9 protein-coding genes, 1 tRNA gene and 1 pseudogene are annotated in these 13,230 nt (G+C 53.1%); 3 read left to right on the top strand and 8 right to left on the bottom strand.

Annotated features, from left to right (window positions below):
• Nucleotides 1-53 precede the first annotated feature (53 nt).
• Entirely contained in the window at nt 54-1,562 is a 1,509-nt protein-coding gene (gene accC, locus JT718_RS04505; protein WP_205500682.1) for an acetyl-CoA carboxylase biotin carboxylase subunit, read from the top strand.
• Between the two features lie 448 nt (nt 1,563-2,010).
• Here accC and bshB1 read toward each other — a convergent pair whose 3' ends face one another.
• From bshB1 to JT718_RS04465, 8 genes are all read right to left on the bottom strand, one after another.
• Nucleotides 2,011-2,739, bottom strand: a complete 729-nt coding sequence (gene bshB1 / locus JT718_RS04500; RefSeq protein ID WP_205500681.1) for a bacillithiol biosynthesis deacetylase BshB1 — start codon at nt 2,737-2,739, stop codon at nt 2,011-2,013.
• Between the two features lie 6 nt (nt 2,740-2,745).
• On the bottom strand, nt 2,746-3,669 hold the full coding sequence (locus JT718_RS04495) for a peptidoglycan DD-metalloendopeptidase family protein (protein ID WP_317195476.1): 924 nt from the start codon (nt 3,667-3,669) through the stop codon (nt 2,746-2,748).
• A gap of 237 nt (nt 3,670-3,906) precedes the next feature.
• On the bottom strand, nt 3,907-4,851 hold the full coding sequence (trxB, locus tag JT718_RS04490) for a thioredoxin-disulfide reductase (RefSeq protein ID WP_205500680.1): 945 nt from the start codon (nt 4,849-4,851) through the stop codon (nt 3,907-3,909).
• A gap of 365 nt (nt 4,852-5,216) precedes the next feature.
• Entirely contained in the window at nt 5,217-6,080 is an 864-nt protein-coding gene (locus tag JT718_RS04485; protein WP_048920485.1) for a sigma-70 family RNA polymerase sigma factor, read from the bottom strand.
• Between the two features lie 197 nt (nt 6,081-6,277).
• Nucleotides 6,278-8,428, bottom strand: a complete 2,151-nt coding sequence (gene pnp / locus JT718_RS04480; protein ID WP_205500679.1) for a polyribonucleotide nucleotidyltransferase — start codon at nt 8,426-8,428, stop codon at nt 6,278-6,280.
• 139 nt (nt 8,429-8,567) lie between these two features.
• Complete coding sequence (rpsO, locus tag JT718_RS04475) at nt 8,568-8,843, bottom strand: 30S ribosomal protein S15 (RefSeq protein WP_205500678.1); 276 nt, start codon at nt 8,841-8,843, stop codon at nt 8,568-8,570.
• A gap of 111 nt (nt 8,844-8,954) precedes the next feature.
• The gene (locus JT718_RS04470) at nt 8,955-10,367 is read right to left on the bottom strand and encodes an LptF/LptG family permease (RefSeq protein ID WP_205500677.1); all 1,413 of its coding nucleotides are present in this window, start codon (nt 10,365-10,367) and stop codon (nt 8,955-8,957) included.
• A gap of 94 nt (nt 10,368-10,461) precedes the next feature.
• The gene (locus JT718_RS04465; protein ID WP_205500676.1) at nt 10,462-10,857 is read right to left on the bottom strand and encodes an START-like domain-containing protein; all 396 of its coding nucleotides are present in this window, start codon (nt 10,855-10,857) and stop codon (nt 10,462-10,464) included.
• Nucleotides 10,858-10,994: 137 nt separating this feature from the next.
• Here JT718_RS04465 and JT718_RS04460 point away from each other — a divergent pair.
• Nucleotides 10,995-11,071, top strand: a tRNA-Met gene (locus tag JT718_RS04460).
• A gap of 1,685 nt (nt 11,072-12,756) precedes the next feature.
• Nucleotides 12,757-13,230, top strand: a pseudogene (locus JT718_RS04455) (hypothetical protein); the annotation flags it as partial.

Below are 13,230 nucleotides of genomic sequence, written 5' to 3'. Positions count from 1 at the left end.
CTTTGGCCGGAATGCCCGTTCTTTGAAAAACCAACCGAACTGTATCCACCTACATGAGAAAAATCACCAAGCTTCTGGTTGCTAACCGGGGTGAGATTGCCCTCCGCGTCATGCGTTCTGCCCGTGAGATGGGCATCAAAACCGTGGCCATTTACTCTGAGGCCGACCGCCAGGCCCTGCACGTGCGCTACGCCGACGAGGCCGTGTGCGTGGGCCCACCCGCCTCCAGCGCCTCTTACCTGCGCATGGACGTGATTCTGGAGGTGTGCCAGCGCCTGGGCGTTGACGCCATTCACCCCGGCTACGGTTTCCTGTCTGAAAACGCCGAATTCGCCCAAAAGGTGCAGGAGGCCGGCATCACCTTTATTGGTCCATCGCCGGAGGCGATAGAACTGATGGGAAGCAAGCTAGCGGCCAAAGCGGCCGTGGCCCAGTACAACATTCCCATGGTACCCGGCACTGAGTACGCCATCACCGACGTGGAGGCTGCCAAGGAAATTGCCACCCAAGTAGGTTTCCCCATCCTCATCAAAGCCAGCGCAGGCGGTGGCGGCAAAGGCATGCGCGTGGTACAACACGTTTCTGAGTTTGAGGAGCAAATGCAGTTGGCCGTGAGCGAGGCCACCTCGGCCTTCGGGAACGGCTCGGTCTTTATTGAGAAATACATCGGGTCGCCGCGCCACATTGAGATACAGGTCCTGGGCGATACCCACGGCAACATTGTGCACCTGTTTGAGCGCGAGTGCTCCATCCAGCGCCGCCACCAGAAAGTGATTGAGGAAGCGCCCTCGGCGGTGCTTACACCCGAGCTGCGCGCCGCCATGGGCCGCTGCGCGGTAGACGTGGCCCGGGCCTGTGACTACGTGGGGGCCGGCACCGTGGAGTTCCTGTTAGATGAAAACATGAACTTCTACTTCCTGGAGATGAACACCCGTCTGCAGGTAGAGCACCCGGTCACCGAGCAGATTACCGGCCTGGACCTGGTGAAGGAACAGATCTTGATTGCCGAAGGTAACCCTCTCTCCTTTTCGCAGGAAGACCTTACCATCAACGGCCATGCCCTGGAGCTGCGCGTGTACGCCGAGGACCCGGCCAACAACTTCCTGCCAGACATTGGAACGCTCACCACCTACAAACGGCCCCAGGGCTTAGGCGTGCGGGTTGACGATGGCTTTGAGGAAGGCATGGAGATTCCCATCTACTATGACCCCATGATCGCCAAGCTGGTCACCTTTGGCAAGGACCGCCAGGAAGCCATTGAGAAAATGATCAGAGCCATTGAGGAGTACCAGATCACCGGCATTGAAACCACCCTGCCCTTCGGGAAGTTTGTGATGGAGCATGAGGCGTTCCGATCCGGTAACTTTGACACCAAGTTCATTGAGCGGTACTTCCAGAACCCTTCAGTGCTAAGCGCCGCCCCGCGCCAGGACGAGGAGGAAATTGCTGCCGTGCTGGCGACCCTGTTCGCAGGCCAGCTGAAGAAAGCAACCACCGCTCCTGCCGCACAGGGCGGTACCACCACAGGCATATCTGACTGGCGCAAGAACCGGTTAAAGTAATTCTGTTTTCAGGCTGTTTGCTGGAAAACAGCCTGAAAACAGGGGATTGTTTCTACATAGGAGAATCTAAACGACTCCTGCAGCGTTGGTTTGTTCTCAGATCATTTCAGACGTATCTCAGCCGAATTTGTGATCTTAGGCAGATGAGGTTGGGAGAACCTTTGCCTTTGCTCACAACATCTATGGCGCGGAAGTCACTTCCGTGACTTGCCGGGTAGTAAGTCACGGCAGTAACTTCCGCGCCATAGATGCGTTTAGAACTAATAGATAACTCCGTTTTAAGGCTGTTTCTCATATAACAACCTTAAAACGTACCCTAAAAGCAAGAGGCCCATCTCTGTAGATGGGCCTCTTGCTTTTAGGGTACTTACAGGATCGGAAGCACCAAGTTAGATGGCATAATTAACTTATCTATAAGGTCTTATGCAACTCTACCTACCTTCCCGTTTCAAATCAAATCAAACAGGTTCCTTACGCCGATAAACCGTTCCCGGGTGAAACCTTCGCCATAGGTCACCCCAATGGCGTGGCCGAACTCCAAGGCCCTGGCCTCCAGGAAGCGCATAAACTCCGGGGTTGAAATATAGGTGGCGGGTTCATCGCTGTCAGGGCTTTGCTGGCTGAAGAACTGGGTTTTAAACGCCCTTACCGCTTCTACCTTCTTTTCCCAGTAAGGGGTGATGTCCACCACCAGGTCGGGGGTAATCATGCGGTCCTGGATGTAATGGTACACGGCTTTGGGTCGCCAGGCCGCCTGCTCCTCTCCCTCTGGTCCCTGGGTTTTGATCTGCCGTAAGCCCGAGTAGAAACAAGCCTCTGAGACCAGGGCGCTGCCCCGCCCATGGTCTGGGTGGCGGTCATGTACGGCATTCATCAGGACAATCTCTGGCTGGTATTTGCGAATGGCCTGGATGACTTTGCGCTGGTGTTCCTCGTCGTTCCGGAAGAAACCATCGGCAAGGCCCAGGTTCTCGCGGGCATCCAACCCCAGGATTGCCGCGGAATCAGCCGCTTCCTGGGCGCGAGTTTCCACCGTGCCGCGGGTGCCTAGTTCGCCCCGGGTGAGGTCTACTATGCCAATCTTTTTCCCCTGGGACTTGTGGGCCAGGAGGGTGCCCACGCACCCCAGCTCTCCGTCATCCGGATGCGAGGCGAAGGCCAGTATGTCAAGCTTCATAATTCTTTATTTGATACGTAGGCTGCGGCCTATACGCAGGGTAGTTCTGGTGGTGATACGGTTTAAGCGGGTAATCTGGGAAACGGACACCCCGTACTTGCGGGCAATGGACCCCAATACCTCGCCGCTGCGCACCTTGTGGTAAACGGCTCTCCGGGCCCGGCTGGCGGCAGAGGAAGAAGTCTTCTTCTTCGCCCGGTTATAATAGTTAAAGAGCGCTGAGGTAATCTTGAAGCTCTCTCCTTTCAGCAGGTACTCGGGAAAGTCGTACAGTTCCTCGGGGTCAATGGGATTGCCCTCGTAGCGCACCTCATAGTGCAGGTGCGGCCCCGAGCTGCGCCCGGTGCTTCCGCCCCAGCCTATCAGCTCACCGGCTTTCACAAACTGCCCTACTTTGGCAACGGGTTTGCTCAGGTGCCCATACAGGGTTTCCAGGCCGTTCACGTGCCGCACCACCAGGTAATTCCCGTAGCCGCCGCCGTCCCACTTGGAAATACGCACCACCCCGTCAAAGGCGGTCTTCACCGAGTCTCCCGTGTCCAGGTCCAGGTCTGTGCCGTAATGCCAGCGGTAGCCCCTGAACCCGAAGTCTGAGGTAACCGGCGTCTTCACCAAGGGCATGTCATAGCCGTGCTTGGCGTCATACAGTTTCAGGGCAATGGTATCCTGAATCTGCCGGCCGTCTTTGCGGTAAGGGTTGATGTTGCGGGTATCCCAGATGGCATAGTAGGCGGCAATCTTCACCCATACGCTGTCATCCATCTGCACCTGCTCAGAAATCTCCACGATGCTCTGCTCGCCCAGGTCCAGCGAGCTGGTGTCTTCGCTCACAATGGAGAGCTTCTTGACCGGGGTAAACTCGGCCCGGTTGGGTTTGTCGCTGTCCTGTGAGGTCTCCTGTTTGATGATCACCGTATTGTCAGGCTTCACCTGCTTGATTTTGGGAGCCCGCCGCTTGAACAAGTCTCGGTTGGTTCTTTTTTTCTGAGCCTCTGCCACGTGCCCCGTAAAACCCAGGCAGGCGAGCAAAAGAAAGAAAAGCAGTTTTCTCAAAAACATTTAATCCAATTAATCACCGGAGCCAAAGTAGCTTGGGTTCGGCTTTAAAACTGAACAAGCCCCTATTTTATTGCCTGGGCAACGCATAGCGGCTTGTTCTCCCTTTTTTTAATGGTCCTCCAGCGAGGCCAGGTAGCGTTCTGCGTCCAGCGCGGCCATGCACCCGGTACCGGCCGCGGTCACCGCCTGACGGTACACGTTGTCCTGCACATCGCCGCAGGCAAACACGCCGTCAACGTTGGTTTTGGAAGTGCCCGGAATGGTCTTCAGGTAGCCGCTCTCGTCGTGCTCCAGGTAGGCCTGGAAGATCTTGGAGTTGGGCTCGTGGCCGATGGCCACAAAGAAGCCTTTCAACGCAATCTCGCTGGTCTCTCCGGTAACGGTGTTCTTCAGGCGTACGCCTTCCACCCCGTGCTCGCCCAGGATCTCGTCTGTGACGCTGTTCCAGAGAATCTCAATGTTAGGCGTGTTTTTCACGCGGTTCTGCATGATGGTAGAGGCCCGCATCTCGTCGCGGCGCACAATCATGTACACCTTAGAGCAAAGGTTAGACAGGTAATGCGCTTCTTCGCAGGCGGTGTCACCGGCGCCCACAATGGCCACTTCCTGGCCGCGGTAAAAGAAGCCGTCGCACACGGCGCAGGCAGAGACCCCGCTCCCGTTCAGGCGCGCCTCCGACTCCAGACCCAACCACTTGGCCGAAGCCCCGGTGGCAATGATCACGGTATCGGCCTCAATCTCTTTCTGCTCGTCAATGGTCACGCGGTGGGGTTTGCCCGAGAAATCAACCGAGGTGGCGATTCCATAGCGGATGTCGGCCCCGAAACGCTCGGCCTGCTGGCGGAAATCTTCCATCATCTGCGGACCGTTCACGCCCTGCGGGTATCCTGGGTAATTTTCTACGTCATTGGTAATGGTCAACTGACCACCCGGCTGCAAGCCCTGGTACATCACCGGCTTCAGGCCGGCACGTGAGGCGTAAATGGCGGCGGTATACCCGGCGGGGCCGGAACCTATAATGAGGCACTTTACGCGCTCCTTTTGGTTTTCCATATCTGGTAATAATTTGGGAGTGCAATATTACAAATTATTTTAAACACCGGCGGGGTAGTATACTGCCCCGGCCAACCTCCCGTTCCAGGCCCGGGTACCTTGTAAGTGAGCAACTGCACATAATGGGTTGTCTGCAGCCGGCCAGGCCAAAGGAAGGAAATCTGCGGAAGGTTATTGCGCTCCTCTAGTGTAACTCTGGTTAGACAAGCGGTAGTTCCCATGGTTTAACGGCTGCTGCACTTTTTTGACCTGTTTTCATGAAATCAGGCCCAAAACGCAACCCAAAGTAGTACTTAGGTAAACCAAGGCATAAAAAAAGCCTTGGCTTCTGCTGAAACCAAGGCCTTGAAAATACTATTTCTCCGTTATCCCAGGTAAGGCTTCAGGGCCTTGCTGCGGGACGTGTGGCGTAAGCGGCGGATGGCTTTCTCTTTGATCTGGCGCACGCGCTCACGAGTCAGGTTGAACTTCTCGCCAATCTCCTCCAGGGTAAGAGAGTGCTCTCCGTTCAGGCCGAAGTAAAGCGTGATCACATCGGCCTCGCGCTTGGTGAGGGTAGAAAGGGCACGCTGTACTTCCTTGCGCAGCGAGTCGTTCATGAGGCCGGTGTCCGGAGACTCTTCGTCTTCGTTTTCCAGCACGTCTAATAGACGGTTTTCCTCGCCCTGTACGAACGGCGCATCCACCGACACGTGACGGCCCGAGATCTTCAGGGTGTCTACCACTTCGGCGGTGGTCAGTTCCAGTACTTCGGCAATTTCTTCGGGAGACGGCTCGCGCTCAAACTTCTGCTCCAGTTCTGAAAAAGACTTGGAGATTTTGTTCAGGGAGCCCACGCGGTTGAGAGGAAGGCGCACAATCCGGGACTGTTCGGCCAAGGCCTGCAGAATTGACTGACGGATCCACCATACGGCGTACGAGATAAATTTAAAACCGCGGGTTTCGTCAAAACGCTTGGCGGCTTTGATCAAGCCCAGGTTTCCTTCATTGATCAAATCACCCAGGGAAAGTCCCTGGTTCTGGTATTGCTTGGCCACCGACACCACGAAGCGCAGGTTGGCTTTGGTTAATTTCTCGAGGGCGAACTGGTCGCCTTCTCTGATGCGCTGGGCAAGCGTTACTTCCTCGTCTGGGGTGAGCAAGTCCACCTTTCCAATCTCCTGCAGGTACTTATCCAGGGACTGGCTTTCACGGTTGGTAATCTGCTTGCTTATTTTCAGCTGTCTCATTGGAGTGTATATCTATCTTAGTAAATCTCTGTATTGGTTGGCTGAAGGGATAACCCCTTGCCGGCTCCAAAAGTTCTCTTCACGTGAAAACACCTGCTAACTCCTTGGTTTTGGGGCTTCTTTTCAGAAACAAGCCCCAAAACCCGGCCAACCCACCTGTGATGCAGGGGGAAAGCCGGGTCATGGAGAGGAATACGTTAGGCTTTTTTAGGAGCAGACTCCGGACGCTCAGGTTTTGGCAACAGGGCCTTGCGGGAAAGCTTGAACTTGCCGGTCTTAGGATCAACGTCCACCAGCTTCACTTTGATTTCCTCGCCTAGCTCCAACACGCCTTCCATGCTTTCCAGACGCTCCCACTTCACCTCAGAGATGTGCAGCAAGCCGTCTTTGCCAGGCATGAATTCCACAAAGGCGCCGTATGGCTGGATAGATTTTACTTTACCAACGTAGGTCTCGCCCACTTCTGGAACGGCCACAATGGCTTTGATCTTGGATACGGCCAGTTGCATGGCATCCTGGTTCGTGGCGAACACGTTTACGTATCCTTTGTCATTTTTCTCCTCAATCTGGATCACCGCCCCAGAATCGCGCTGGATCTGCTGAATCACTTTACCGCCTGGTCCAATGATGGCACCAATGAATTCTTTGTCAATGATGATGTTCTGAGAACGTGGGGTATGCGGCTTAAAGTCTGGGTTTGGCTGCGCGATGGTTTTGTTCATCTCGCCCAGGATGTGCAGACGGCCGTTTCTGGCTTGCGCCAGGGCCTGGCCCAGGATCTCAAAGGAAAGACCTTTTACCTTAATGTCCATCTGGCAAGCGGTGATTCCTTTGGCAGTACCGGTTACTTTAAAGTCCATGTCACCCAGGTGGTCTTCATCGCCCAGGATGTCAGAAAGAACGGCGAAGTTACCGGTCTCCTCGTCCATGATCAAGCCCATGGCAATCCCAGACACCGGAGCTTTGATCTGGATACCGGCATCCATCAGCGCCAGGGTACCGGCACAAACGGTTGCCATGGAAGAAGAACCGTTCGACTCCAGGATATCAGACACGATACGGATGGTGTAAGGATTCTCGTCTTCCGGCGGCAGCACTTTCTTCAAAGAACGCATGGCCAGGTTTCCGTGCCCAACTTCTCTCCGGCCGGTACCGCGCATTGGCTTGGCCTCACCGGTAGAGAACGGCGGGAAGTTGTAGTGCAGCATGAACTTGTTAAAGCCAGAGAACATGGCTCCGTCAATCATCTGCTCATCTAATTTGGTACCCAGGGTAACGGTAGTCAGGGACTGCGTCTCACCGCGGGTAAACACCGCTGACCCGTGGGCAGACGGCAGGTAGTTCACCTCAGACCAGATCGGGCGGATTTCATCCAGGGCCCGGCCATCCAGACGGCGGCGCTCTTTGAGGACAGCATCACGCACGGCTTCTTTCTCGGCGTCATGGAAGTATTTGCCAATGAGGGTAGCGTCATAGGTATGATCTTCGGGCAGGGAAGCCACAAATTCCTCTTTAATGGCTTTGAAGGCTTCTTTGCGCTGGGCTTTTACGTTGTTGCCGGAGGCAGCCACCTGATACGCCTTGTCATACACGGCTTTAAAGATCAGCTCCTTCAGCTCTGGGTCATTGGTCTCGTGGCTGTACTCGCGCTTGGTGGTGTTGCCCACTTCCTGTGCCAGTTCCACTTGGGCTTGCACCTGGCCTTTGATGGCTTCATGCGCCACCCGGATGGCCTCCAGCATGTCTTCTTCAGACACCTCGCTCATTTCACCTTCCACCATGGCCACGCTGTCGGCAGAGCCACCTACAATCAGGTCAATGTCGGCGCGGCTCAGGTCAGAAAGCAAGGGGTTGATCTGGTACTGGCCGTCAATGCGGGCCACGCGTACTTCAGAGATAGGACCGTTGAACGGAATATCAGACACTGAGATAGCGGCAGAAGCAGCCAGAGCGGCTAATGCGTCGGGCAGGATCTCAGAATCGGCAGAGATCAGGTTGATGATCACCTGGGTTTCTGCGTGGTAATCGTCTGGGAACATGGGGCGCAAAATGCGGTCCACCAGACGGCTGATCAGGATTTCATAGTCAGAAAGGCGGGCTTCCCTTTTCAAGAAACCGCCGGGGATTTTACCGGAGGAGGCAAATTTCTCCTGGTAGTCTACTGAAAGCGGCAGAAAGTCCACTCCTTCGCGGGCTTCCTTGTTAGAGACCACAGTGGCCAGCAGCATCGCGTTTCCGCATTTTACCACCACAGAGCCGTCGGCCTGCTTGGCCAGCTTGCCGGTTTCAATGGTAATGTCACGGCCGTTGGCCATGCGGATGGTTTTATTTATAGCGTTATATGACATCGTTCTTGATATAAGATGCAATCAAAGTAAAAGGCACCCACAGGCAGAGAGCCAAGGGCGCTAAGAAAGAAGGGAAAGCGGAGGCTGTAAAAAAGATTAGGGAATCCCGTTTATGAATTCCCTAATCTTCCTATAGATGTTATTTACGAATGCCTAATTCAGCGATAATAGCGCGGTAACGCGTAATGTCTGTTTTAGTAAGGTAATTCAGCAATCTTCTTCTCTTACCTACCAGCTTCAAAAGACCCAAACGCGTGGAGAAGTCTTTTTTGTTGGATTTAAGGTGCTCTGTCAGGTGGTTAATCCGGGCAGTAAACAAGGCGATTTGTGATTCAGCAGATCCGGTATCGGTGGCTGACTTAGCAAAACCGCTGGTTTGGAAGATTTCTTTTTTCGCTTCGGTAGTTAATTTCATTGCGTGTAACTGTACTTGTCTTTTTTTATCGCAGTTCAGATTATAAGGCGCAAAGTTAGCAAACAAACGCCAATATTCAAATTTTTACGTGATTATTGCGCTTTATTTCTTCTACACCCCTTTCATGCGCCGCAGGCGGGCCGTGAACTTGCGCCAGAAGTCAAACTCCAGCAAGTTGGAGTCATTGCGGGCCTGCACCAGGAAGAAAAGCCCCACCGGCAGCAGGATCATGTTGGCTGCCCACATGCCCAGGGCCACCGGCGCCACCCCTTCCCGGCCCCACTTCTCGCCCAGGATGCTGAGCACGTAGTACACAATAAAGAAGGCGATGGAAATGATCACCGGCATGCCCAACCCGCCCTTACGGATGATGGCCCCCAGCGGCGCCCCAATCAGGAACATGATAAAGCAGGCAAACGCCTGAGTGAACTTCCGGTGGATCTCAATCTCATAGTTGTTGCGCTCCCGCTGAATGGTACTCAGCCGCGAGGTGTATGAGCTGGTAAAGCTCTTCACGTTGCGGGCCGCGTTGGCGGCGGTCTGCACGTCCTGCAGGGTAATGGCGAGGGGCAGCTTGAGGGAGTCTGCCTTGATCTTTAGCGTGTCGGTGGCTTTGAGGGTAGGAAAGTACGAGTAGAAAGGCCGCACATTGGGCTCCAGCAACTCGGTCTCCTTGCCAATCTGCTTCTGCAGCGAATCGGTTACCTGAGTAAGCTGGTCAATGTTCTTCATCATTTTGTTGTCGGCGAACCACTGGGCGTTGGAGCGCGTCATCTGAAACGAAGAGAGATTGACCACAATCTTGTTCTTGGTGAAAGCCTGCCGCAGGTACCCGGTGTTCTGCCCGTAGGCGTTCGCGCTGCTGGGGCGCTCCTCGGCAAAGGTTTTCCCGTTGAACATCTCCAGCACCAGGTACTGGTCGTTGTATTGGGTGTACATCTTGCCTGAGTCGGCCAGCATGACCACCGCGTTGCCCTGCCCGTTGGAGTGATCATAGATCATGATGTCCTTAAGGGTTTGCCCGTCTTCAAACTTCTTGCCTACCCTGATGCTGCGGTTGGGCAAGCCGTTGTAGAAAGAGCCTTCCTTCAGGTCAAGGGAAGGTTTCTTCTGCCGGATGTCCCACATGAGGCTGTAGGCCCGCAGGTTGGCTTTGGGCACAATGGTGTTGTGGAAGAAGAACGCGGCCACCGTAAGGATTACGGCGAAGAAGAACACGGGCCGCAAGGCCCGCACCAAGGAGACGCCCGAGGTTTTGATGGCCGTTAGCTCATGGTGCTCCCCCAGGTTGCCGAAGGTCATGAGCGAAGAAAGCAGAATGGCCAGGGGAAAGGCCATGGGGGCCAGGTTTAGGCTGAAGTAAAACAGCAGCTCAGAGATCACGCCAGCCCCTAGGTCTTTCCCTACCAGATCATCCAGGTATTTAAGAATGATCTGGAGCAGCAGAATAAATTCAACTACGGCAAAGGTGAGTACAAAAGGCCCTATAAAGGACTTAAGAATAAGTTTATCTAATTTTTTCATGCATTGAAGCCGCTCCTGCCGTGCCGGTGCCAGGACCGGCACGGGTAGTATCCAGGAAAAGTGGCCAAATTTACGAAAAGCCCCGAAAAGGAGGCTATCCCCCGATGAGCTCCCGCAAGGTGAGCACCTGATTGTCCCAAAGCTCCGCCAATTGCTCCACGTCTCCTACATCGGTATAATCTACAATGCGCAAAAATTGTTCCTGGGTGAGCTCACTGGTCTCAATGGAGAAGTCAATGTAGCTGCAGTCATGCAGGGTGCCCTTGTTGGTGCCCGGAAAAGTGAACCGTACCGACTTGTTGGTGCGGTGGCTGGTCATCTCGGCAATGTGGTCCTGGTTGTCCCAGACAAGATTGTAGCGGCGCTCCCCCAGCTGAAGGGCGGCATCACACAGCCACTGTTGCAAGCCCGAGGCGGTACTCAGGTACGGGTAGAGCATTTTAGCCGAGGCGTTGAGCGGATACTCTCTAATAAACTTTATTTTACTCATAGACAATAAAGCATAAAGGTAAAGGGCGTAAGTAGTTTAGGTCGGGGAACGGTTATGCTTCTCAAGTAAAGGAAAATATTTTATACAAAAAAACTTGCGCGGTTATAAATCTTTCCCCTACATTTGCACCACAATTCGGCGGGGTAGCTCAGATGGTTAGAGCGTAGGATTCATAACCCTAAGGTCGGCAGTTCGATTCTGCTCCCCGCTACCACCCAAAAAGGCCTTTCAGCATCTTGCCTGGAGGCCTTTTTTGCTTTTCACCCCGTCTGATACGTCATACCTGGCACCCTCCCCTTCCTGCCTCTGGTATTAGACCCTGCCCAAGTTCTACCAGCTTGGGCGCTCCTGCTGTTGTAAGTTTCAGGGAAATCCCAGGCCATTTATGGTTTACTCTCCTCCACCCCGCCTGCGTTTTCGGCCTATTTTCCAGAAATTGCCTTAGAAACACACCCGTCACTAGTATGGGCTGCCCAGAGCGAAAACCTGCGGACCATGGATAGGCAGTAAAACCAGAAGTAGGATAGCTTTTTAACCAGATTGGCTGCTCAAGACCAACGTTTAGCAGAGCAAATTCAGATGCTACGCATGATCTTAGAAAAGAACAGCAATACGCATACAGCTTATCGTTCTGCGTTTTTAAGACAACTTGTTAAAATAACAGCAAAAACTTACCAGAAGTGGTTTCATTTACATAAAATCCAACTAAGTCATCCCTCAATGGATTAGGTATCTTTTGAAGCTATCCAATAAATATACAAAAAGCTTAAAATCCAGGAGCTGCTTGCGAATTAAGTTTATATAATTATTAAAATATAATTTTATACTTTTCTATTGTTTAACATAATCTGAAAGTATATCTTTGGTCATTCTTTCAAACAGCGAGCTTTCTATAATACGCTTTGCCCAAGTAGAGGATAGTAGGCTATGCAGGAGTATAGCACAGCTATTAAAATTGAAGCAACCTTTCTCTATCCATTAATCCGCACACCGGTATGATAGAGCGATTTCCTTCTTAATTCCCCCGCATTCTGGCTCTACCTTCTTAGAGATGAAGTGAAACATTGGCTTGCAATGCAATTTACTAGGTACCCTCTGATCAAAGTCCTGACCAGCAAAGCACCTAGATACAAGACCAATCCGCTTTATCGGTAAGGGAATTACTACTTGATGTCATCACAGCCTTTCTATTGATCCAGTACTGGTAAAACCAGTACCCACCCCGCCATGTCTGACACTTTCCTTCACAGGGTAAGTGTTCAGTGCTTTTCTCTAACTCATCCAATCAAACAACCACACATTAAATCAAGTATCATGGTTAATTCTTACAATTACACTTGTTGGACGGAGAACGTGCTAGTGAAACAATCACTAGGGCTATGGCGGTACGTCATGGCACTGCTCTGTTCCCTGCTTTTTTACTCAGGAACAGCTGTTGGACAAACTTTCCCAGCTCCTGACACCAAATGCGTTGCAAACGACATGCAGGTAATAAGTGCCACCTTGGGGGAACCTTGCGCCGATTGCGAAACAGGAGAGAATTTACTTGAAACTTTAGTGTTACAAGTTCAAAACACAACAGAATCTACCAGGCGTTCATTTACTTATTGGGCAACAGTAGAGATTACGAGTCCTTCTGGTGGAACACCTACCACCATGCAAATATATGGCTGTGAACCTGGTCCATGGGAAGGAGGCCAAATAAGGTCAGTGCCAGGACAACAAATTCCTTTTGAGTGTGGCTCAACCATAAGACTAACTAATGTATTTCTAGCTTGGACAGATGCTTCTGATACAGACAGAAATACCTGTGCCGAAATGTTGGCTAACCCCGACAAGATAAATCCAAAATGCAGCAGGCCTACTACAATACCTGTTACTACTCCATCCGGTCCACCTGTGCTGGTACCAACACATCCTACCTGTACCGTGGGAACCGGCAGCATCGCTATCACTTCACCTACAGCCGGGTTAACCTTCAGTTTAAATGGTGGGCCTTACGTATCCTACCCTAACGCTATTTTCAACAATTTAGCCCCAGGCACCTACACCGTAACATCAAAAAATGCTGCAGGTTGTATTTCACCTGCCTCCACAACTACCATTAACCCTCAGCCGCAGACCGCCGCCCAGCCGACCGTGAGCGTGACCCACCCGACCTGCGAGGTGGCCACGGGCAGCCTGACGGTGACCTCCCCGCTGGACGGCGGCGGGGTTGACTACGAGTACAGCCTCAACGGGGGCGCCTTCACCGACCAGGTGACCTTCTCCGCCCTGGCCGCCGGCAGCAGCTACAGCGTCACCGCCCGCGTGAAGGGGACCACCTGCGTGTCCGCCGCCCGCACCGGCACCATCGGAACCCAGCCGCAGACC

It is taken from the genome of Rufibacter psychrotolerans (genome assembly GCF_016924645.1).
GTDB lineage: Bacteria > Bacteroidota > Bacteroidia > Cytophagales > Hymenobacteraceae > Nibribacter > Nibribacter psychrotolerans.
The sequence above is the reverse complement of the archived record's forward strand: the minus strand, read 5'-3'. Positions and strand labels throughout refer to the sequence as shown.

Bases quoted from the DNA above. Each gene is read 5' to 3' on its own strand.
- pnp (WP_205500679.1), bottom strand. From the start codon at position 8,428: ATGTCATATAACGCTATAAATAAAACCATCCGCATGGCCAACGGCCGT.
- JT718_RS04470 (WP_205500677.1), bottom strand. From the start codon at position 10,367: ATGAAAAAATTAGATAAACTTATTCTTAAGTCCTTTATAGGGCCTTTT.
- accC (WP_205500682.1), top strand. From the start codon at position 54: ATGAGAAAAATCACCAAGCTTCTGGTTGCTAACCGGGGTGAGATTGCC.
- bshB1 (WP_205500681.1), bottom strand. From the start codon at position 2,739: ATGAAGCTTGACATACTGGCCTTCGCCTCGCATCCGGATGACGGAGAG.
- trxB (WP_205500680.1), bottom strand. From the start codon at position 4,851: ATGGAAAACCAAAAGGAGCGCGTAAAGTGCCTCATTATAGGTTCCGGC.
- JT718_RS04485 (WP_048920485.1), bottom strand. From the start codon at position 6,080: ATGAGACAGCTGAAAATAAGCAAGCAGATTACCAACCGTGAAAGCCAG.
- JT718_RS04465 (WP_205500676.1), bottom strand. From the start codon at position 10,857: ATGAGTAAAATAAAGTTTATTAGAGAGTATCCGCTCAACGCCTCGGCT.
- rpsO (WP_205500678.1), bottom strand. From the start codon at position 8,843: ATGAAATTAACTACCGAAGCGAAAAAAGAAATCTTCCAAACCAGCGGT.